The sequence below is a fragment of the Cellulomonas sp. NPDC057328 genome, from assembly GCF_042667215.1.
In the GTDB taxonomy this organism is placed as follows: domain Bacteria; phylum Actinomycetota; class Actinomycetes; order Actinomycetales; family Cellulomonadaceae; genus Cellulomonas.
Map to the genome: position 1 here is coordinate 1 of NZ_JBHUZW010000068.1, position 19,511 is coordinate 19,511.

The following is a 19,511-nucleotide window of genomic DNA, read 5'->3' on the forward strand; positions in this document are numbered from 1 at the left end:
GACCTCAGGCGCGCCGGTCGGCGTCCGGCGCCGCGTCGGCGTCGCCGTCCTCCGTGCGGACCTCGGTGACCTCGCCGTCCTCGACGGTGACCTCGGTGCCCGTCGGCTCGTCGTCGCCGCCGGTGGTCGCGTGCTCGACCCCGCCGCCGTCGACCGCGTCGTCCGTGGCCGGCGCCTCGCCGTCGGCCGCGTCGTCGATGGAGTGCGCCGCCGCGTCGGCCTGCGCGTCGAGCTCCGCGCTCATCCGCCCCGCCTCCTCGACGACGGCCTCGCGCTGCTCCGCGATCGCGGCGCGCACGCGGTCGGCCTGCGTCGCGAGGTCGTCCTTGACGGCGGCGACGGTCGCGTCGACGACCGCCCGGGCCTCCCGGTCGTTGCGCTCGAGCTCCGCGGCGAGGCGCGCCTCCTCCGCGTGCAGCCGCTCGCGGACGCGGTCGAACGCCTCCTCGACGCTGCCCGCCGCCTCCAGCTCGGCGGCCACGTCGACCGGGCCGTCCGGCGCCGGCGCGCCCTGCGCGTCGTGCTCCTGCACCTGCGTGTCCACCTGCGTGTCCACCTGCACGTCCACCCGCTCGTCCACCGGTCCGTCCTCGCGCTCGTCGGTCGTGGTCACTCGCCCAGCACCCACCCGTGCGGCTCCGCCAGGCGGCGGGCCGCGTCGGGTCCCCACGAGCCGCGCGCGTACGGGACCGGGTCGGGCCGGTCGTCGCCGAGCAGCGGCTCGAACGCCCGCCACGCCGCGTCGAGGCCCGCGGGTGTGGTGAAGAGGGTGCGGTCCCCGACGAGCACGTCCTGCAGCAGCCCCGCGTAGGGCGGCAGGGACGTGCCCGGCACGTCGTCGAGCGAGAGCCGCACCGTACCGGTCGTGAGCTCCAGGTGCGGCCCGGGCTTCTTCACGGTGGTCACGAGCCGGACCTCGCCGCCGCCCTTGAGCGACACCTCGAGCCGGTTCGGGCCGACGTCCTCGCCGAACAGGTGGTCGGGCGCGCGCAGGACGAGCGTGACCTGCTGCGCCGACCCCGCCATCTGCTTGCCGGTGCGCAGCAGGAACGGCACGCCCCGCCAGCGGTCCGTGTCGACCCACAGGCGCGCGGCGACGTACGTGTCGACGATCGACCCGTCCGCGACGCCCTCGATGTCGCGGTACCCCTCGAACTGGCCGAGCACGACGTCCTCGTGCGGGTCGAGCGGCCGGAACGACGCGATGACGTCCTCGCGGGCGGCGGCGAGGTCGTCGGCGTGCAGCCCCGCCGGCGGGTCCATCGCGACCTGCGCGGCCACCTGGAACAGGTGGGTGACGAGCATGTCGAGCGCCGCGCCGGTGGCGTCGTAGAACTCGGCCCGCTGGTCAACGTCCAGCGTCTCGGGGACGTCGATCTGCACCTGCGCGACGTGGTGGCGGTCCCAGGAGGCGCCGATGAGCTCGTTCGCGAACCGGGAGACGTGCAGGTTCTGCGTCGCCTCCTTGCCGAGGAAGTGGTCGATGCGGAAGACCTGCTCCTCCTCGAAGACCTCGTGCACGACCGCGTCGAGCTCGCGGAACGACTCCGGGGACGTGCCGTACGGCTTCTCGTAGACGATGCGGACGCCCTCGGCGAGGCCGTGCCGGCCGAGCGCGCGCGTGAGCGGCACGAACGACTCCGGCGGCACCGCGAGGTAGTGGATGACGAGCACGTCGCCGTCCCGGTCGCCGGTGAGGTGCTCGCGCAGGTCGGCGAGCGCGTCGGGCAGCGTGCCCGGGTCGTCCTCCTCCTGGCTGACGTCGCGGCACCAGGCGACGTGCTCGAGGACGTCGTCGAGGGCGTGGCGGGACTCGTCGTCGCCGAACTCGTCGAGGGACTCGCGCACGACGTCGCGGAACTCCTCGACGTCGAGGTCCTTGCGCCCGGTGCCGACGAGCGACCAGCGCTCGGGCAGCAGGCCGCGCGCGTCGAGGGTGGCGAGCGCGGGGATCACCATGCGCCGCGACAGGTCGCCGCGGGCGCCGTGCAGGACGAGGACGAGCGGGCGGTCGGTCGGCACGGGCACCATCTCCGGACGGTCGGGCGACGCGCCGGTCCGCGGGCCCGCGGCCGACCTGCGGCGCCGGTCGGCGGCGCGGTCGTCGGCTCGGTGGGGCGGCGCGGTCGGGCGCGTCGGTCGGGTCGTGGACCCTGTCGACGCTACGTCGCGGCCGGGGCCGGCGCGCGGGCAGCGTCGGGCGTGGGCGCCTCCCCGCGGCGCGGGTGCTGGTCCGCGTGCGGGTGCTGGTCCGCGTGCGGGTGCGGGTGCGGCAGCACGGTGCCGGCCGGCCCGGGCACCGGGACGACGCTGCGCGTGGTGAGGCCGATGAACGCGCCGAGGCGCTCGAGCGTCTCGGCCCGCCGCGGCAGGGTGTGCGTGAGCCGGGTGCTGCGGACGACGAACGCCGCCCACTGCCCGCGGGAGACCGCCACGTTCAGCCGGTTGCGGTCGAGCAGGAAGTCGAGGCCGCGCGGCACCTGCGCGGGCGACGACGCCGCGGTCGTGACGACGACGACCGGCGCCTCCTGCCCCTGGAACTTGTCGACCGTGCCGACGCGCGTGCCGGTGAGGCCCGCCGCGTCGAGCGCCTGCCGCACGGTGAACACCTGCGCGTTGTACGGCGCGACGACGAGCACGTCGTCCGCGGTGAGCGGGCGCGTCACGGCGTCCTGCCCATCGCCAGCCTGCCCGTCGACGCCCTGCCCGTCGACAGCCTGCCCGTCGACAGCCTGCCCGTCGGCGTCCGGCGCGGCGGCGTGCGCGGACGGGTCGCGCCAGGTCCGCCCGACGAGGTCGCGGACGACGCGCACGACGGCGTCGGCCTCCTCGAGCGAGCGGACCGCGTTGCCCGTGTGCTCGACCAGCACGCCGTGCACGCCGGGCGCGACGCCGTCGAGGTGCCGGGCCGCCGCGGCGGACGCGGCCTCGAGCCGGCCCTCGTAGGACAGCGTCGACACGGCGGCGCACAGCGCCGGGTGCATGCGGTGCGTGACGGGCAGGAAGTAGCCGAGCGCGGGCGGCAGCGTGTCGTGCCCGTCGGTGAGCCACCCGAGGGCGGAGCGGTCGACCGGCTCGGGGTGCGTGCCCTGGCTGACCTGCGGCAGCTGCTGCGGGTCGCCGAGCAGCAGGAGGTTGCGGGCGGCGCCCGCGACGGCGAACGTCGTGGCGAGCGCCAGCTGCCCGGCCTCGTCGACGACGAGCAGGTCGAGCGGGCGCTCGGGGAGCCGGTTCGCGTTCGCGAGGTCCCACGCGGTGCCGCCCAGCACCGCACCGGTGCCGGCGCCGCCGCCGGGGTGGGCCGCCCAGAACGCGCCGAAGCCCTTGTCGGGCACCCACGTCCACGGCGCCCCGGGGTCGGCGGTGCGGCCGTCGGAGGCACCGGGCGCCTTCTTGGCCATCGCGTCCGCGGGCACGCCGGCGCCGGCGAGGCCGCGCAGCATGTTCTCCACCACCGCGTGCGACTGCGCGACCACGCCGACGCGCCACCCGCGCGCGACGAGCCCCGCGACGACGCGCGCACCCGTGTACGTCTTGCCCGTGCCGGGCGGGCCCTGCACGGCGACGTACGAGTCGTCGAGGTCGAGCAGCGCCCGCGTGAGCACGTCCACCGCGTCGGCGGGGTCGTCGAGCGGCGGGATCGGCGCTCCGGAGCGCGTGCGCGGCGGCACGCGCCGGGCCAGGTCGAGCACGGCGCGCGCCGGCACCCGCACGTCGCCCGCCTCGTCGGCCGGCACCGCATCGGTCGGCACGGCCTCGACCTGCACGGCGTCGACGCGCACGCCCACCGCCGTCGCGACGTCCTCCGCGAGCGCGCGGATCGCCGTGCGCAGGGGCTGCGTGCCGATGGGCGCGGCCGGGGCGAGCGCCATGGGCAGCGCGTCGAAGGCGTCGGAGACCTTGGGCCGCGTCTCCTCGACGACGAGCGCGTCGCGCACGCGGCCGCCCCGCTCGACGGCCGTCACCTCGAGCACGGTCATGCGGTCGCACCAGCCGCGCGGGCTGTCGGGCGTGGTCTTCATGCAGTCGGGCACCGGCGCGTCGTAGAGGCCCACGGCGCGGGCGCCGGCGCGCAGGTCGCTGCCGGGCTCCAGCCGCCCGACCATCCGCAGCACGCGGCGCGGCACCTGCCGCCCGGCCGGGACCGCCCAGTCCTGCAGCACCTCGACGTCGTCGGCGATCAGCACGTTCCGGCGCTCCGCCCAGTCGGACGGGTGCGCGGAGAGCCGGTCGAAGTGCCCCCACCAGTACGGCTTGTCCTCACGCTGGTGGTAGCGCAGCGCGGCGGCGACGAGCGCGACGGCCTGCCGGCCGGGGGGCCGCACGACGCCCTCCCCCGGACCGGGCCCGGCCACCGCCATCAGGCCGTCCTCCAGCGGGTCCGCCTCGCCCAGCTCGGCGGCGCGCGCGGCGGCCTCCTCGTCGAGCACGGCGGCGCGCTGCGGCGCGAGCCCGACCTCGCCGATCCGGGCGAGCAGCCAGTCGCGCAGGCCGAGCGTCGAGAGGCAGTCGTAGCGGTTGTACTCGGCGATCGCGTCGATGCGCGCCCGCCACTCGTCGCCGCGGCCGGCGTCGCGCGCCGCGACCGCCTCGGCGTACTCGACGATCGAGTCCGCGGCGTTCGTGACGCCGTCGCCGCGGCCCTGCGCCATGTACAGCGGCTCGAGCTTCTTCAGCGAGTACGACCGCTGACCCGTCTGCACCCCGGCGCGCACGGCCGCGTACAGGTCGACGAGGACGCCCTCGCGCAGCAGCCCGTCGACCTCCGCCTCGCCCTCGCCGTGCCGGCCGGCGAGCCGCAGCAGCGCCACCTTCTCGTACGCGGCGTAGTGGTAGACGTGCAGGTCGGGAAAGCGGCGACGGCGCTCGGCGAGGTAGTCGAGGAACGCCCGCAGCGCCTCCTTCTCCTGCCGGCGGTCGTGTGCCCAGAACGGCACGAACCGCGGTTCGGCGCCGGTGGCCTCGGGCGCCTCGACGACGCCGAACAGGTACTCCAGGCCCCACGCGTCGGGCTCGCCGGCGAGCGCGGCGTCGTACCAGAGGGGGTCGCCCTCGAAGTCGAAGAACACGTCGCCCGGGCTCGGCGGCGGCAGGATCGCGGCGACCCGGTCGGGGTGCGGCACGGCCCACGGGACGTCGGTGGGGTGCGCCGGGTCGGCGTTGCGGGCCTCGAGCTCGACGTGCAGGCGGGCCTGGCGCAGCATCCGCTGCACCTGCGCAGGGCTCAGCCCGTCGACCGCGAGGTCGTCGGGTGCGGCGGCGAGGGCGTCGACCGTCGTGATCCCGGCGGCGGCGAGCAGCGCCCGCTGCCGCTCGTACACGCCCGCGGCGAGCGTGGGGTCGCGGCGCGCCTCGAGCTCGGCGACGCAGAGGGCGCAGCGGCCGCACGCGACGACGTCGGAGGCACCCCAGGCGACGGGCGCCGAGCCGGCACGGTGCGCGTCGAGCAGCTCCTCGAGCCGCGCGCGGCGCTCGCGGTACACCGGGACGAGGTCGCTCACGGCGTGCGTCGCGGTGGCGCCGTCGCCCAGCACGAGCACCACGTCGCGCGCGACCCGGAGCCCCGCGCGGTCGAGCTGGTCGGCGTACGCGGCGACCTGCAGCAGCGCGGTCGGCTGCGCGTTGCGCGCCAGCTTGGCGTCCCGCACGCTCCACGCGTCGCCGTCGGGACCGGGCTCGCGGACCACGAAGTCGGCGCGGCCCACGAAGCGGCCGTCGAAGAACGCCGCCTGGTGCAGCACGTCCGCGCCGCCGGCGACACGGTCTAGCGTCGCGGCCTGCGCGGCAGCGAGATCGGCACGCGACTCCGGGTCCCGCGGGCGCGGCACCGCCGCCACGCCGCCGCCGGCGCCCGGCCGCCACACGCCGTACCGGTCGACCAGCTGCGCCAGCACCCGCCGCTCGTGCTCGTCGCCCAGGTGCGACACGCGCGCGAGCATCGCGTCCGCGTCCGTCACGACCGCCGGGCCGCGGCCCAGCCGCGCGTCGAGCGCCCGGAGCACGGCGAACTCGCACTCCGCCGCGGCCGTCAGGTCGCTCGCGGAGTACGTCAGGGTGCCGTCGTCGAGCAGGATCACACGGCGAGGCTACGTGCCGGCACCGACAGCGCCGCGGCCGCCGGCGCGCGGCTCAGGCGCCGACGGGCGTGGTCGCGCGCGTCGCGTCGCCGTCGTCCGACGTGGTCGCGACCGGCCGCGCGAGGCGGCCCGTGCGGCGCAGCCACCGCTCCAGCGGCAGCGTCACCAGCGGCGGGACCGCCGCCGCGAGCGCGAGACCCGTCACCCACCACGGCCACCGCAGCCGCACCGCGGCCACCAGCGCGACCGCCACGTAGACGAGGAACGCGCCGCCGTGCAGCGGCCCGAACACCGCCACTCCCAGCTCCGTCGTGTGCGTGACGTGCTTGAGGACCATCCCCACGAGCAGGCCGGCCCACGTGAACGCCTCCACGAGGGCGACGACGGCGAAGGCGCGTCCGGTGCGGTCGACGGGCGTGGGCATGCGCGGGCTCCTGCGGGTCGGGGGCGGGCCCCCATCGTGCCCCACGGCGCGGCGTCCCCCGGAACCTCGCCCCGTCGTCGCCCGTTGCGGCGGGCATGACGCAGCAGGGGACCGAGCAGCGCGGGACGAGGGACGCGGGGACGGCGCGCGCGGCGCAGCAGCTGCTCGCGCGGGAGGGACGGACGGTCGAGCGGCCCGTCGGCGGCGGGCGCGACGACGCGGTGCTGCGGCTCGCGTACGTGCGCAGCGGGCCCCGCGGCGACGCGCCGCCCGTGCTGGTGCTCCCGGGCGGACCCGGCCTCGCGTCGGTGCGGCCGTACACGGGCCTGCGGGCGGACGCGGCGCGCCGCGGGCTCGACGTCCTCATGGTCGAGCACCGCGGCGTCGGGCTCTCCCGCCGAGACACGTCCGGCGCGGACCTGCCCCCGGCCGCCGTCACGGTCGCCGCGGTCGTCGACGACCTCGCCGCCGTGCTCGACGACGCGGGCGTCGACCGGGTCGTCCTGCACGGCGCGTCCTACGGCTCCTACGTCGCGCAGGCGTTCGGCGCCCGGCACCCCGATCGGGTCGCCGCGATGGTCCTCGACTCGCCCGTGCACGCCCCGGCGGACGACCTCGCGGCGGCGCGCGCGCACCGCCGGCGGCTGCTGTGGGACGGCGACGACCCGGCGCTCGCGCCCGTCGCCGCGGCCGTGCGCGCGCTGGCGGACGACGTGCCGGCGGCCGAGCTGACGCACGTGGTGCAGGTCGTGCACGAGTTCGCAGGCCCGGAGGTGCTGCACCGCCTGCTCCTCGCGCGTCGGGCCGGGCGCCTGCGCGCCGTGTGGGACCGGATCGCGTGCCTCGGGTCGGGCGAGACCGAGGGGTCGGGGCAGCCGTACGTCATGGAGCCGGACCTCGTGGCCGGGATCATGTACGGCGAGGTGGGCTTCGACCTGCCGCCGGACGGCCTGCCGCTCGACCCTCAGCTCGCGTTCGCCGACGCCGCCGCTCGGCACGTCGCCCGGCACGGGACGCCCGCCGTCGCCGACCCGTTCGACCTCCCGGCCGCGGTCGCGGCGTTCCCCTGGCCCGTGGTCGTCGTGACCGGCGAGCGGGACCTGCGCACGCCGCGCCCGGTCGCGGAGCGGGTCGTCGCGACCGCGCCCGACGCGACGCTCGTCCCGCTCGCCGGCACCGGCCACAGCGCCCTCGACACGCACCGGCGCGCGGCCCTCCACGTCGCGCACGCGGCCGCGGTGGGCGCGGCGCACCGCCTGCCGGCGCTCGCCGGCCGGTTGGCCGACCTGCCGCGGCGCGGCCCGTCGCGGCACGTGGGCACGGCGGTCACGGCGGTGGTGCGCGCGACGACGCGGCGCCCGTGACGTCCCGCCGCTACCGCGCGTCCCCCGGCTCACGCCAGCGGAGTGGACGGCTAGCGCAGTCAAGCCACCCGCCGATTGGGAAGTCGTCCAGCCTGCTGACGATTCAGAACACGAGGCGAGGCAAACGCTCAACACGGGGCGCCCTGTCATAGCGTAAGTTGTCGGCAGCCTGCGCGACTCACTCTGCAGGGCTCGACAGGGCCTATAGGCGCTTGGGTGAAGACCCGAAGCTACGTGACGCTCTACTCGCTCGTCTCGTGCGAGCTCGTCCTCAGTTGGATGCTGGCCGAGAATAGAAGCGCGCTAGTGATGAGGACGAGTGCTGTGAGACGCGCGTCACTCGGGTGTTGCGGCCGATGGTGCCGATAACGCTTATTGCAACCTCTGCGCCGAGCGCCGCGGCGAAAGTGCCAGCAGCTTCGGGCCGTTACCGTTCGCTGCTAAATGAGCCATGGATCAAGTTCGCGCAAGTTGGGTGGCAATAGGGCACGTAACTCGGCGCCGCCGGGTTCGTCAGGATCCGGAAGCATCTCTACTCCGCTCACTGCTATGAGATCCTTGACGCCGTCGCTCGCTGCATCATACTGATGGCCCATCCAGGCGAGAAGCGCTTCGCATTCTTCGCGATCGTCGTTCAAGTGATCCGCCAGCCATCTCATGACATCCGAGAGCACCAGGTGCGGCAGTAGCGCACCTCCCGCTTCCTCCTGGTTATACCGGACTACGCCGTCAAGCTTGGGCCAGGTATGGACGAGATTCCAGATGAAAGCTTCGTTGGGCTGTGTCATTGGTCATCTTCCCAGTAGCTGCTTGATCTCATCGGCCAGGCTTCGGGCGACTAGCCGGTCCTGATAGTCTCCGTCGAGGTTGCGCTCAAGCCACTTCTCGAGGCCGTTGAGAGAATCTTGCAACTTCTGGATGTGCTTGCGGCCGTGAGTGGTAGCTCCGGTGGCTATTTCGTGGACCCGCCATTGCCACAGCGACCGCAGTCAGGATGGTCAGAAAACGGAACCTTCGGCTGCCGACCGAGCGGCTGGCTCTGTGTCGCACGTCGTCCCCATCTTGATTCGCCGCCAACAACAGTCGCTGACTGTAGATGCGAGAAGTCATAGGCCGACCCTGCCGAGTGTCATGTTCACTCAAGTAGCCCAGATGCGTTGACCGCAGGCCGGTGCGGCTCAGAGGTTGACGATCCGTCGATCGCTCACGCACACGTCCTAACCGGCTGCCCTGACACGGTCACGATCGCGCGTCGAGGACACATACCCTCCGGCGGGGCAACGTACGGCAGCGGCTCACCTCGCTTACAGGTGTTCGCCTCCCCGTCCGTCGCCCCCGCGAACGGCCCTTCGGGGTCCATCAGGACGGCCATGTGGTGGTCAGCGTGGTCACGCCACCACACGCTCATTCCGGTGCCGGGGTCCAGGCGCAGTTGCTCCCAGGCGCGCCAGAGCGCTTCGAGGCGGATGACGGCTTCGTCATAGCGCCACCGCTCTCCGGTCCAGCAGCGGTGCCGGCCGTCGATGCGGCGGCGGTAAACATTGCGCAGGTACTCGCGCACGAACTCGTCGACCGAGCCGAAGTACAGCGTGGCCCCGCCGCCTGCCGCGGCCCCGCCGGCAGAGGCCAGTTCGGCGTCGTCGACTTCGCCCGGCTGAGCTTCGATTCCGCCCCGGTCGTACTCGTCCTGTCCCCAGTCGGTCATGGTGCCTCCTGCACCTCGTCGATGGCCGCGGCGGCCGCGAGCTCGCTCTGCGCGTCGCCGATGGTGCGGTCGGCCTGCGGATCGTGCGCGGCGATCGAGGCGCGCACCGCGGCCGCGTGTGGGCCGGTCATCCACGGCTGGGTGCGGATCAGCGTGGGGCGGGCGCCGGAGGCCAGGACGACGGCGCGGCCCTTGGGCATCGGGGCCAGGTCGGCGACGTCGAGGATCCGTTCGCGGTGCAGCTGCTGGGACACGGTGCGCTGCCCTCGCCCGATGGAGGTGGAGGAGGCGAGGCGGTCGTAGTCGCCGGTGAGGCGGGACAGGTCCTCGAGGAACGCGCTCTCGCTGACGCCGCCGCCGTAGACCTTGACGTTGGATGCAGACCAGAGCTTTTTCATGCCGGCCTCGCCCCAGACCTCCACGCCTTGGGCCAGGACTGCAGGATCGTCATGAGCACGATCCCGCGGGAGCCGTAGTGGCTGTAGAGGTTCGGCAGCTCGCTCCACCGGCAGACGTTCGCGGCCTCGTCGAGCACCCCGAGCAGCGGCGTGCTCAGCCGCCCGGCGGAGGAGCGTGCGGCGAGCTCCTCGGCTGCCTCGACGACTGCGACGGTGAGGGCGGTGACGAGCGGGCCGGCGGTGCCGCGGCCCTCCTTGGACAGCGAGTACAGGGTGCCGCCGCCGACGCGCACAAGTCGCCTGGGACGAACTGCGGCCGGGTGTCGGCCGGGCCCTGGGGGGTGACCCAGGCGGCGACCTGGCGGTTGGTGAGGCAGGAGGCCATCTGCTGGGCGGTGCCGAACACTCCCCCGCGCTGCTTCTCCGGTGCCGCCACGAAGCCGGCGACCTGGTCGGCGGTCAGCGGGAAGCCGTGGTCGCGCAGCACGTCGACCGCGGTCTCGTCGGTCGGGCGGGTAAGCCAGGTGTAGACGTCGGTGATCGGTCGACCGTCGAGCGCCGCGGCGAGCAGGAGTCCGGCCAGGAGGTCTTGGCCGGCCGGGTCGAAGTAGGCGTCGGTGCAGGCGCCGGGGTCGCGGGAGCCGGCGGCGAAGTGCTCGGACAGGCGTGCGGCGCGGACCTCGCCGGTCACGTAGCTCAGCGGGTTCCACCACCAGGTCGGCTCCTCGTTGGCGATCGCCTGCGGGTCGAGCACCCACACCGGCTCCCGCTCGGCGCGCACGTCCCGGGTGGCGTAGACGACGTCCCGCTTGTTCGACCGGTGGGCCTGACGGCGCGCCGCAGTCAGACGCGCTCCGCCGCCTCGGCCGCCGCGACGACGGTCGCCTGGTCCGCGTCGTCGAGCCCCAGCAGCGGCCGCGGCAGGCACGGCCCGGCGACGATCCCGCGGTGCTCGGCCAGCGCCGCCGCGACCCGCACGCCGCCGCGCTCGCCGACGACCGCGAGCAGCGGCGCGAGCGCGTCCGTGAGCGCCGCGACCGTCGCCGCGTCCCCGTCGCGCGCCGCCCGCGCCAGCCGCACGGCCGTCACCGGCAGGACGCCCGCGAGCACCGACCACCACGTGTCGGCCCCGGCCGCGAGCGCGGTCGCCGCGAACGCGTCACCGGACATCCCGACCCCGACGTGCGCGGGCACGAGCGTGCGCAGGTGCGCGAGGCGGTCGCGCACCGCGGCGACGTCCCCCGGCGCGCCCGGCACCTTCACGGCCGCGACGTGCGGCAGCGCCGTGACGCGCGCGAGCAGGTCGTCCGTGAACGCCACCGAGGTCGTCCGGCGGTTCTCGTACACCACCAGCGGCAGCGGCACGCGCGCGGTGACGTCGGCGTAGAGGCCGACGACCTCGTCGTCGGTGAGCGGCTGGTACGACACGGGCACGAGCAGCAGCCCCGCCGCGCCGGCGTCGGCCGCGTCCTGCGCGTGCGCCAGCACGTCCGACGTCCGCAGAGTCCCGACGCCCGCGAGCACCGGCACGTCGCCCGCCTCGGCGACCGCCCGCGCGACCAGGCGCCGCCGCTCGTCCCGCGCCAGGTACGGCCCGACGCCCGTCGAGCCGAGCACGCCGACCGAGTCCACGCCGGCGGTGACGGCGGCCGCGACGAGCCGGCCGAGCGCGTCGACGTCGACGCCGTCGGCGGCGGACGGGCTGAGGGGGAAGGCGCTCACGCCGGCGAACATGGGGCTCCTCGCGTCGGGGCGCCGGCAGGCCCGGCGCGCCGACACGATCCCATGGTCCGCACCGCCGGTGGCACCGTCTCCGCCGGCACGGTCCCCGGCCGCAGACCCGTGTCGGCAGACTGGCGCCGTGATCCGCTACCCGCGTCCCCTCGTCGCCGGCGACGTCGTCGGCGTGACGGCACCGTCCTCGGGCGTCCCGCCGGAGCTGCGTCCCCGGCTGGACGTCGCGCTCGACCGTGTCCGCACGCTCGGGTACCGGACGCGCGTCGGCGACGTCATGGGCGTCGACGGCCTGGCCAGCGCACCGCCCGACCTCCGGGCCGCGGAGCTCACGGCGCTGCTCACCGACCCCGACGTGCGGGCGGTCGTGCCGCCGTGGGGCGGGCAGATCGCGATCGACCTGCTGCACCGGCTGGACTGGGACGCGCTGGCGGCCGACCCGACGTGGCTCGTCGGCTTCTCCGACGTCTCGACCCTGCTGCTGCCGCTGACGCTGCGCACCGGGGTGGCGACGCTGCACGGGCAGAACCTCATGGACACCCCGTACCGCGTCCCCGCGCCGATGCTCGCGTGGCACGAGGTGGCCGCCGCGCCCGCCGGCACGGTGCTCGTGCAGGGCGCCGCACCCGCGTACCGGGCGGACGGGTTCGACGACTGGGCCACCGACCCGGGCGTCGACGAGTTCGACCTCGGCACGCCCGGCGGGTGGACGCGGGTCGACGGGGACGGCGACGTCGACGTCACCGGCCGGCTCGTCGGCGGGTGCCTGGAGACGGTGACGCACCTGGCGGGGACGCCGTTCGGCGACGTCGACCGGTTCGCGCGCGAGCACGCGCCCGAGGGGCTCGTCGTCTACCTCGAGTCGGCCGGCTCCGACGTCGCCGAGGTCACGCGTCGGCTCTTCGGGCTGCGGTACGCCGGCTGGTTCGACCACGCGACCGCGGTGCTGCTGGGACGGACGCGCGGCACCGAGGCCCCCGGGTACACGCACCACGACGCGGCGCGGCACGCCCTCGGCGACCTCGGCATCCCGGTCCTCGGCGACGTCGACTGCGGCCACCTCCCGCCGCACCTGGCCCTCGTCAACGGCGCGCTCGCACGCGTGACGCACACCGCGGGCGGCTCCCGGATCGAGCAGCGCCTCGTCTGAGGCCCGTCAGCGCTGGTGCATCCACGGCGTGTAGGTGATGCCGACCAGCACCCCCTCCGGGCTCTGCACGCGCGCCGCGGTCTGGCCCCACGGCTCGTCGTGGGCGTCGACGAGGACCTCGTGGCCGGCGGCGCGCAGCTCCGCGACGGCGTCGGCGACCTCCTGCGCGGAGGCGACGTCGAGCTCGAGCCACGCCTGCGGCACCGGGTGCTCGACGGGCCAGTCCGGCGAACCGAACGTCGCCTCGGCGACCTGCGTGAGCGGCCACCGGGCGAAGGTGCCGATGCCCGCGAGCGAGTCGTTGGCGAAGTACCCGGGTGCCGCCTCCCGGAACCGGATGCCCAGCGCGTCGGCCCAGAACGCACCGGCCGCCTCCGCGTCCTGCGTGACGGGCCCGAACCCCGCGACGAACCGGATCTGCACAACCGCCCCCTCCCCCGTCCGGCGCACGGTCGCGCCGGACCTCCAGCGTGGCCCGCGCGGGCGTGCGCGTCGAGGGTCCGCACGCACCGACCCGCGCGCCGCGTGACCCCGCTGGTCCCGGACGGGCAGGATCACGCCCGTGACGAGGCGCGAGCGCACGTGGACGGTGGTGGCGGCCCTGCTCGGCGCGGGGATGGTCGTGGCGGGGGTGCTGCGCATGCGCACGGGCACGGTGTCGTTCGGCTGGTTCGCCTACACGCCGCTGAGCGAGACGATGTACGCGCCGAGTCCGGCGCCGTGGCGGCTCGGTGCCGCGCTGGTGGTGGTGGGCGTCCTGCTGCTCGGCGGCGCGGGCGGCTTCGCGCTCGGGCGTCGGCGGCGCGCCGGCGGCACGACCGGCAGCACCACCGCCGCCGACTGACCCGCCGTCACAGCGTGCGCCGCGCGACGCCCTCGGCGTACGCGGCGCGGATGACCGCCTCGGCCGGCTTGCCGTACGGGCAGTAGTCGTCGTTCGCGGCCGCGTCGGCCTCGGCGTACAGCCGCGTCGGCCAGTCCCAGAGCATGAACCCGCCGACCCAGTCGCGCCGCGCGCACGCCGCGAACGCGGCCTCGTACCACTCGCGCTGCGCCTCCCCCGACGGCTCGCCCGGCAGGGCCCAGTCGTTCGGCAGCGCGGGCGAGCCCGTGCGGCTCAGGCAGCCGGCCTCGAGGAAGAGGAACGGCTTGCCCTCGCGGCGCACGACGGCCTCGATGCGGTCGAGCTGCGCCTCCCAGTCGTCCACCGGGTAGTAGCCGGAGGAGGAGACGACGTCGACGGCGTCCCACCAGCGGACGTTCGTCTCCTGGTACTTGTCGCAGTTGTAGGTGACGAGCCCGGGGTAGACCTCGCGCACCGCGGCGACGAGCGCGCGCCACTCGTCCTCGCGCCGGTCGGTCTGCACCATCTCGCACCCGACGCACACCATCTCGACGCCCTCCTCGGCGGCGATGCGGGCGTAGTGCACCTGGAACTCGGTGTACGCGGCGAACCACTCGCCCCACTTGGGCTCGCACGGCACGTCCACGTCGAAGAAGTTGATGTGGGCGCGCCACGTGCCGTTGCGGACGTTGACGACGGGCTTGAGGCACACCTTCAGGCCGCGCTCCTTGGCCGCGCGGATGCCGGCGCGGACCTCGTCGTCGGTCGGCGTCGGGGCGTCGCGCCACGCGATCGTCGTGGACTGCGCGGTGTCCTGCAGGGCGGAGAACGCGAGGGTCACCCACGTGACGCCGAGGCGCCCGACCATGAGGTCCATCGACGCGTCCGCGTCCGGCCCGGTCCAGTGCCCGCGGCCGCCGCCGGTCCAGCCCCACGTCATGCCCGCCGCGTACCCGTCGAGCAGGCCGACGTCCGGCCCGTCGGTCGTGGTGGTGCGCGTCCCCGTCGTCGTCCCCGTCACGTCGTCTCCTTCGACCTCGTCGTCGCCGCCACTTTATTCGATCGATGAAGGAAGTCCAGGACGCCGCTCGACGTGCGGCCTCGTGCCCCGCTCCCGACGATGGGATGCATGGCTGACCAGACGACGAACCAGGACCCCCGCTCCCAGTACCCCGGCCCCGAGACCCAGTCCGGCGAGACGATCGAGCACCCCGGTCGTACCGAGGACATGCCGAAGGACCCCGACCACGGCGAGGAGACCTACCGCGGCTCCGGGCGTCTCGAGGGCCGCAAGGCGCTCATCACCGGCGGCGACTCCGGCATCGGCCGCGCGGTCGCGATCGCCTACTCGCGCGAGGGCGCCGACGTCGCCATCGTGTACCTGCCCGAGGAGGAGGAGGACGCGCAGGAGACCGTCCGCCTCGTCGAGGAGGCCGGCAGGAAGGCCCTCGCGATCCCCGGCGACATCCGCGACGAGCAGTTCTGCTCCGACCTCGTGCAGCGCACCGTCGACGCGCTCGGCGGCCTCGACATCCTCGTCAACAACGCCGCCTTCCAGATGGCGCAGCCCGGCGGCCTCGCGGACGTGACGACCGAGCAGCTCGACCGTGTCTTCAAGACGAACCTCTACGCGATGTTCTGGATCACGCGGGCCGCGCTGCCGCACCTGAAGCCCGGCTCCGCGATCATCAACACGAGCTCGATCCAGGCGTTCGAGCCCAGCCCGGCGCTGCTCGACTACGCCACCACCAAGGCCGGCATCCTCAACTTCACGAAGGGCCTCGCGCAGGAGCTCGCCGAGCAGGGCATCCGCGTCAACGCGGTCTGCCCGGGCCCGATCTGGACGCCGCTGATCCCGGCGACCATGCCCGAGGGCAAGGTCGACCAGTTCGGCTCCGAGACGCCGCTCGGCCGCGCCGGCCAGCCCGCCGAGATGGCGCCCGCGTACGTCTTCTTCGCCTCCCAGGAGTCGAGCTACGTGACGGGTGACCGCATCGTCGCGACCGGCGGGAAGCTGGCCTGATGCGCGTCGCGATCGTCGGCGGGCACGGGAAGGTCGCGCGCGAGCTCATCACCGTGCTGGTCGCGCGCGGTGACGAGGCGATCCCGCTCGTGCGCAAGCAGGAGCACGTCGACGAGCTCGCCGGGCCCGGTGTCGAGCCGCGGCTGCTCGACATCGAGGCGCAGGACGCCGACGCGTTCGCGGCGGCGTTCGCCGGTGCGGGCGCGGTCGTCTTCGCGGCCGGCGCCGGTGCCGACGGGCGCGCCGACCGCAAGAAGACGGTCGACCTCGACGGGGCGCTCAAGTCGATCGACGGCGCGCAGCGCGCCGGCGTGCAGCGGTTCGTGCAGGTGTCGGCGATCGGCGTCGACGACCCGGTGCCGGGCGACGCCGGCGACGTCTGGACGGCGTACGTCGAGGCGAAGCGCGACGCCGACGCGGCGCTGCGGGAGTCCGACCTCGCGTGGACGATCGTCCGGCCCGGCGGGCTGACGGACGGCCCTGCCACCGGGCGGGTGCTGCTCGGCACGAGCGTGCCGCGCGGGCAGGTGTCGCGGGCGGACGTCGCTGGCGTGATCGCGGCGGCGCTGTCCGAGCCGGCGAGCGTCGGCAAGCAGTGGGAGCTCGTCGCGGGCGACCAGACGATCCAGGAGGCGGTCGCGGCGGGCTGACGACGGCACGCGCGACGACGGCCCCGGGCGGGTCCGTGCGGACCGGCCCGGGGCGTCGCGCTCCCGCTAGTCGGCGATGAGCAGGAGCAGCGTGCGGTCGTTGCCCTCCACGCCCACGAGCACGTCGGTGCCCGGGAACGCACCGACCGTGCTGACCTGCCAGTCGTAGCTGAACAGCGGGCGGCCGTCGAGCTCGGTGCCGCGGAACGTCAGCGTGACGTCCGCGCCGGCGGGCCCTGGGGCGACGAAGCCGAAGCGCACGACGACCGTCCCCGTGAAGGGCACGTCTGCGTCGAGCAGGCCCGCGACCTGCCCGTCAGGGGGGATCGACTGCCCGACGGCTAGCGCGAGGTGGTCGACCCACTGGGCCCCGGTCACGGTCACGGCCGACAGCGTCGGGGTGTAGACCGTCGAGTTCTTGACGGACACGGCGACGTTCATCGGGTACCTCCCTGCGCCGCGGCGACCTTCTTGAGGTCGTCGATCTTCTGCTCCGCGGCAGCGATGAGCGCGTCGAACGCGCTGTTGGCCGTCGTGTACGCCGCGGCCGAGAGCTTCCCGGACTCGAGCTGCGTGAGGAGGTCCTCCTCGCGCTGCTTGAAGACGGTGATCTGGTCCTGGTACAGCTCGACGAGCGCCTGCTTCACCTCTGACTGCGCCTGCTGGACGGAGAACCGCACGCGGTACAGGTACAGGTACTCGTAGATGTACTCGTCCTTGAAGAACGACGTGGACCGGTAGCTGTCGGCGCTGACCGCGGCGAAGAGCTGCAGCCCGTACCCGAGGGGCTTGTTCTGCATGTTCGTGTCGAAGGTGAGCGCGCTCGACGAGCCGAAGCTCAGGACGACGTTGCTCAGCACGTCGAAAACCTGACCCGCGATGTACAGCTCGAGGTTCGCCATCTCGCCGACCTCGGGCCCGAGCGCCTTGCTCGCGTCGTCGACGCCCTTCTGGTCGACCTTCGTGCCGGCCGGCGGCGTCCTACCGCTGAACACCGCCTGCGAGATCGCGTCGATGATCGTCTTGAGGTTGTCGAAGCTGAACGACTGCTCCTGCATGAAGTCGTAGTTCTGCCCCGACGTGATGTCGACGGCGTCGGTGAAGCCGCTCGACGAGTAGAACTGCTGCACCTCCGCGTCGAGCGCGCTCTGCGCGCCCTGCGCCCTTGTCGCCAGCTGCTGCTCGAGCTGCTGCAGGTACGCGCGGAACTCGCTCTCGCGGTTCTCCAGGTCCTGGATGCTCGGTGACTTGCCCATCATGCCCCCCTGCGGACGTCGGCCGGACGGTCCGGCCCGTCCCCGCCCACGCTGCCGAGGTCACGGGGCAAGGGGATCCCCAACATCGGGGTTGCGCACCGCGCCGTGCTCGTGCAGAGCGAGGCCTGCCCGGTGCGCCAGGGCGACCGCCGCGAGCTGCGTACCGACGCCGAGCTTCGCGAGGATCGAGCGGATGTGGCTGCGCACCGTGTGCAACGAGTGACGCGTCTCGGTGGCGATGGTCGCGGCCGACGTCCCGGCGACGAGCGCCCGCAGCGTCGCGCGCTCCGCGGCGGTGAGCCGGTCGAGCGCCGCCCGTTCGGCGACCCGGCGGCGCACCGCCTCGGGATCGCCCCGGAGGCCGCCGCGCAGCCCGTCCTCCACGCTCCGCAGCAGGGAGAGGAACGGCGCGGTCCGGTCGACGACGAGCGCGCCACGCACCACGAGGGGCACGACCGCCGGCATCGACCGGAGGGACGCCACCACGACGACGCCCGGCCGGCCGAGCCCTGCCGGCAGGTGCACCCGCACCGACCCGAGGTCGTCCTCGGCCACCACCACGTGCCTGCGGCCGACGGCTGCGCCGTCGGGCGCACCCGTCGCCGCGTCGACCTGCCAGCCGCGCGCTGCCAGCGCAGCGACGAGCGCGGGTGCGAGCGACGCACCGGGTGGCGCGGAGACCGTCACCCTGCCGCGCCGCTCGGCGTCGGTGGACGTCCCGGGCGCGCCGCTCACACGCCTTCCCTACCCGTGCCCCGATCGTGCGACCCGCCTCCGGGCGCGCGCGGCGCCCGGGATCACCCGGCGCGGGTGCGCGGCGGGGCTGGGACATCTGCGGGCGCGGGGTCGGCGCGCCGACTCAGCGGGGTCGGTGCTCGACGCGCGCGCGCAGCTCGCGCAGCTGCGCCTGGGGCAGCCCGAGCTGCTCGAGGCGCGCCACGTAGGACGCCGTCACGCCGCCCTTGCCGAGCGGCGGGGCCACCGTGACGAGGCGCTCGTCACGGCCGGGCTGCTCACGACCGGCCTGCTCACGGCCAGGCCGCTCACGGTCGGGGTCGTCACGACCAGGCATCGGATCCGCCCTTCCTGGACATGGTCTCAACTCCCGATCATGCCACTCACCGCCGTCGCCGCACTGGACGCCGCGCGCCGGACCTCGTCCGTGTACACACGGGCCTTCGAGGCGTTCGTGACGTCGAGCGCGACGACGCCGACGACCTTCGAGCCGATGAAGACGGGCGACGCCAGGACGACGGCGTACTTGCCGTGCGCGCGGCGCATGTCGCGCGGGGTCAGCCCCAGGCGCTCCTCCGCGGGCAGCCGCGCCCACCGCAGGTCGCCCAGCCGCTCCCACAGCCGGTCGAGCTCGACCAGGTCGATGCAGACCTCCTCGCCGGTCCGCGCGGCCCACCCGATCGCCCCCTTGCCGACGCGCCAGCGGATGCCCGAGTGCGCCGGGCTCAGCAGCCGGCGGGTCGCCTCGACCGTGTGCAGCCGGCCCGTCCACCCGCGCCGGTAGAGCGCGATGCCGAGGTTGTCGAGGTCGAGACCCGTCGCGTCCCGCACCTCGTACAGCGCCGCGAGCAGCAGCTTGCCGGCGGGCGCGCGCACGGCGTCGAGCCGCCGCGTGCGGTGCGCCTGCACGGCGGCGTCGACGCTCGCCACGAACCCGCCCACCACCGCGACCCACGTCGCCCACAGGTTCGCGTCGGCGCGCCACGCGGCGGGCACGACCGCCTCGCGGTCGACCGCGAGCAGCACCGCGGTGGCCGCGGCGATCGCCACGGCCACGGCCACCCGCAGCGCCAACATGCCGCGACGGTAGCCGCCGGGTCGGACATCCCCGGCGTTCCGGGACGACGACGGCCCGGCACCCCCCTCCCGGG

At 74.9% G+C, this 19,511-nt stretch carries 20 protein-coding genes and 1 pseudogene; 5 read left to right on the plus strand and 16 right to left on the minus strand.

Annotated features, from left to right (window positions below; genetic code table 11):
- Positions 1 to 4 precede the first annotated feature (4 nt).
- From ACFUMH_RS12590 to ACFUMH_RS12605, 4 genes are all read right to left on the minus strand, one after another.
- Positions 5 to 613, minus strand: coding sequence for a hypothetical protein (locus tag ACFUMH_RS12590; protein ID WP_378205717.1), 609 nt, complete (start codon positions 611 to 613; stop codon positions 5 to 7).
- Positions 610 to 2,022, minus strand: coding sequence for a glucose-6-phosphate dehydrogenase (locus ACFUMH_RS12595; RefSeq protein ID WP_378205720.1), 1,413 nt, complete (start codon positions 2,020 to 2,022; stop codon positions 610 to 612). The genes ACFUMH_RS12590 and ACFUMH_RS12595 overlap by 4 nt, the downstream gene beginning before the upstream one ends.
- A 140-nt stretch (positions 2,023 to 2,162) precedes the next feature.
- Positions 2,163 to 6,077 carry a TM0106 family RecB-like putative nuclease gene (locus ACFUMH_RS12600; RefSeq protein ID WP_378205723.1) on the minus strand — a complete coding sequence of 1,305 codons (3,915 nt, stop codon included), beginning with the start codon at positions 6,075 to 6,077 and terminating at the stop codon, positions 2,163 to 2,165.
- A gap of 52 nt (positions 6,078 to 6,129) precedes the next feature.
- Positions 6,130 to 6,501: a DUF3817 domain-containing protein gene (locus ACFUMH_RS12605; RefSeq protein ID WP_378205726.1), complete on the minus strand. Its 372-nt coding sequence runs from the start codon at positions 6,499 to 6,501 to the stop codon at positions 6,130 to 6,132.
- Positions 6,502 to 6,596: 95 nt separating this feature from the next.
- On the opposite strand from ACFUMH_RS12605, the gene ACFUMH_RS12610 reads away from it, so the two are divergent.
- On the plus strand, positions 6,597 to 7,865 hold the full coding sequence (locus tag ACFUMH_RS12610) for an alpha/beta fold hydrolase (RefSeq protein WP_378205729.1): 1,269 nt from the start codon (positions 6,597 to 6,599) through the stop codon (positions 7,863 to 7,865).
- Between the two features lie 440 nt (positions 7,866 to 8,305).
- On the opposite strand, the gene ACFUMH_RS12615 is transcribed toward ACFUMH_RS12610, so the two are convergent.
- The 5 genes and pseudogenes from ACFUMH_RS12615 to ACFUMH_RS12635 all read right to left on the minus strand — a co-directional run bounded on the left by ACFUMH_RS12615 (position 8,306) and on the right by ACFUMH_RS12635 (position 11,690).
- Entirely contained in the window at positions 8,306 to 8,653 is a 348-nt protein-coding gene (locus ACFUMH_RS12615; RefSeq protein WP_378205732.1) for a hypothetical protein, read from the minus strand.
- 416 nt (positions 8,654 to 9,069) lie between these two features.
- Positions 9,070 to 9,570: a DUF4913 domain-containing protein gene (locus tag ACFUMH_RS12620; protein ID WP_378205735.1), complete on the minus strand. Its 501-nt coding sequence runs from the start codon at positions 9,568 to 9,570 to the stop codon at positions 9,070 to 9,072.
- A pseudogene (locus ACFUMH_RS12625) lies at positions 9,567 to 10,105 on the minus strand (TraG/TraD/VirD4 family protein). Before ACFUMH_RS12625 ends, ACFUMH_RS12620 begins: the two are co-directional and overlap by 4 nt.
- A gap of 17 nt (positions 10,106 to 10,122) precedes the next feature.
- On the minus strand, positions 10,123 to 10,749 hold the full coding sequence (locus ACFUMH_RS12630) for a hypothetical protein (protein WP_378205738.1): 627 nt from the start codon (positions 10,747 to 10,749) through the stop codon (positions 10,123 to 10,125).
- Positions 10,750 to 10,811: 62 nt separating this feature from the next.
- Positions 10,812 to 11,690, minus strand: coding sequence for a dihydrodipicolinate synthase family protein (locus ACFUMH_RS12635; protein ID WP_378205741.1), 879 nt, complete (start codon positions 11,688 to 11,690; stop codon positions 10,812 to 10,814).
- Positions 11,691 to 11,829: 139 nt separating this feature from the next.
- Between ACFUMH_RS12635 and ACFUMH_RS12640 the strand changes: the two genes are divergently transcribed.
- Positions 11,830 to 12,852 carry a S66 peptidase family protein gene (locus tag ACFUMH_RS12640; protein WP_378205744.1) on the plus strand — a complete coding sequence of 341 codons (1,023 nt, stop codon included), beginning with the start codon at positions 11,830 to 11,832 and terminating at the stop codon, positions 12,850 to 12,852.
- A gap of 6 nt (positions 12,853 to 12,858) precedes the next feature.
- Here ACFUMH_RS12640 and ACFUMH_RS12645 read toward each other — a convergent pair whose 3' ends face one another.
- Positions 12,859 to 13,275: a VOC family protein gene (locus tag ACFUMH_RS12645; protein WP_378205747.1), complete on the minus strand. Its 417-nt coding sequence runs from the start codon at positions 13,273 to 13,275 to the stop codon at positions 12,859 to 12,861.
- A 139-nt stretch (positions 13,276 to 13,414) separates the two neighbouring features.
- Here ACFUMH_RS12645 and ACFUMH_RS12650 point away from each other — a divergent pair, with 139 nt between their 5' ends.
- Positions 13,415 to 13,696: a hypothetical protein gene (locus ACFUMH_RS12650; protein ID WP_378205749.1), complete on the plus strand. Its 282-nt coding sequence runs from the start codon at positions 13,415 to 13,417 to the stop codon at positions 13,694 to 13,696.
- Between the two features lie 7 nt (positions 13,697 to 13,703).
- Here ACFUMH_RS12650 and ACFUMH_RS12655 read toward each other — a convergent pair whose 3' ends face one another.
- A complete protein-coding gene (locus ACFUMH_RS12655) occupies positions 13,704 to 14,717 on the minus strand; it encodes a glycoside hydrolase family 113 (protein WP_378205752.1) in 1,014 nt (337 codons plus the stop codon).
- A gap of 108 nt (positions 14,718 to 14,825) precedes the next feature.
- On the opposite strand from ACFUMH_RS12655, the gene ACFUMH_RS12660 reads away from it, so the two are divergent.
- Together ACFUMH_RS12660 and ACFUMH_RS12665 are read left to right on the plus strand one after the other, a co-directional pair.
- Entirely contained in the window at positions 14,826 to 15,719 is an 894-nt protein-coding gene (locus ACFUMH_RS12660; RefSeq protein WP_378205755.1) for an SDR family oxidoreductase, read from the plus strand.
- Positions 15,719 to 16,369: an NAD(P)H-binding protein gene (locus ACFUMH_RS12665; RefSeq protein ID WP_378205758.1), complete on the plus strand. Its 651-nt coding sequence runs from the start codon at positions 15,719 to 15,721 to the stop codon at positions 16,367 to 16,369. The genes ACFUMH_RS12660 and ACFUMH_RS12665 overlap by 1 nt, the downstream gene beginning before the upstream one ends.
- A gap of 66 nt (positions 16,370 to 16,435) precedes the next feature.
- Here the strand turns inward: ACFUMH_RS12665 and ACFUMH_RS12670 are convergent, their stop codons facing one another.
- The 5 genes from ACFUMH_RS12670 to ACFUMH_RS12690 all read right to left on the minus strand — a co-directional run bounded on the left by ACFUMH_RS12670 (position 16,436) and on the right by ACFUMH_RS12690 (position 19,437).
- The gene (locus ACFUMH_RS12670) at positions 16,436 to 16,810 is read right to left on the minus strand and encodes a hypothetical protein (protein WP_378205762.1); all 375 of its coding nucleotides are present in this window, start codon (positions 16,808 to 16,810) and stop codon (positions 16,436 to 16,438) included.
- Positions 16,807 to 17,625 (minus strand): hypothetical protein, encoded by an 819-nt coding sequence (locus ACFUMH_RS12675; RefSeq protein ID WP_378205765.1) that lies wholly within the window; start codon positions 17,623 to 17,625, stop codon positions 16,807 to 16,809. Before ACFUMH_RS12675 ends, ACFUMH_RS12670 begins: the two co-directional genes overlap by 4 nt.
- A gap of 60 nt (positions 17,626 to 17,685) precedes the next feature.
- Positions 17,686 to 18,360: a LuxR C-terminal-related transcriptional regulator gene (locus ACFUMH_RS12680; protein WP_378205768.1), complete on the minus strand. Its 675-nt coding sequence runs from the start codon at positions 18,358 to 18,360 to the stop codon at positions 17,686 to 17,688.
- Between the two features lie 124 nt (positions 18,361 to 18,484).
- Positions 18,485 to 18,697, minus strand: a complete 213-nt coding sequence (locus ACFUMH_RS12685; protein WP_378205771.1) for a hypothetical protein — start codon at positions 18,695 to 18,697, stop codon at positions 18,485 to 18,487.
- Between the two features lie 26 nt (positions 18,698 to 18,723).
- On the minus strand, positions 18,724 to 19,437 hold the full coding sequence (locus ACFUMH_RS12690; RefSeq protein WP_378205774.1) for a hypothetical protein: 714 nt from the start codon (positions 19,435 to 19,437) through the stop codon (positions 18,724 to 18,726).
- Positions 19,438 to 19,511: the final 74 nt, after the last annotated feature.

What these genes read in the sequence shown, in the direction of transcription:
- ACFUMH_RS12615 (WP_378205732.1), bottom strand. Translation starts at nt 8,653, where the DNA reads ATGACACAGCCCAACGAAGCTTTCATCTGGAATCTCGTCCATACCTGG.
- ACFUMH_RS12675 (WP_378205765.1), bottom strand. Translation starts at nt 17,625, where the DNA reads ATGGGCAAGTCACCGAGCATCCAGGACCTGGAGAACCGCGAGAGCGAG.
- ACFUMH_RS12665 (WP_378205758.1), top strand. Translation starts at nt 15,719, where the DNA reads ATGCGCGTCGCGATCGTCGGCGGGCACGGGAAGGTCGCGCGCGAGCTC.
- ACFUMH_RS12620 (WP_378205735.1), bottom strand. Translation starts at nt 9,570, where the DNA reads ATGACCGACTGGGGACAGGACGAGTACGACCGGGGCGGAATCGAAGCT.
- ACFUMH_RS12605 (WP_378205726.1), bottom strand. Translation starts at nt 6,501, where the DNA reads ATGCCCACGCCCGTCGACCGCACCGGACGCGCCTTCGCCGTCGTCGCC.
- ACFUMH_RS12690 (WP_378205774.1), bottom strand. Translation starts at nt 19,437, where the DNA reads ATGTTGGCGCTGCGGGTGGCCGTGGCCGTGGCGATCGCCGCGGCCACC.
- ACFUMH_RS12685 (WP_378205771.1), bottom strand. Translation starts at nt 18,697, where the DNA reads ATGCCTGGTCGTGACGACCCCGACCGTGAGCGGCCTGGCCGTGAGCAG.
- ACFUMH_RS12670 (WP_378205762.1), bottom strand. Translation starts at nt 16,810, where the DNA reads ATGAACGTCGCCGTGTCCGTCAAGAACTCGACGGTCTACACCCCGACG.
- ACFUMH_RS12660 (WP_378205755.1), top strand. Translation starts at nt 14,826, where the DNA reads ATGGCTGACCAGACGACGAACCAGGACCCCCGCTCCCAGTACCCCGGC.
- ACFUMH_RS12610 (WP_378205729.1), top strand. Translation starts at nt 6,597, where the DNA reads ATGACGCAGCAGGGGACCGAGCAGCGCGGGACGAGGGACGCGGGGACG.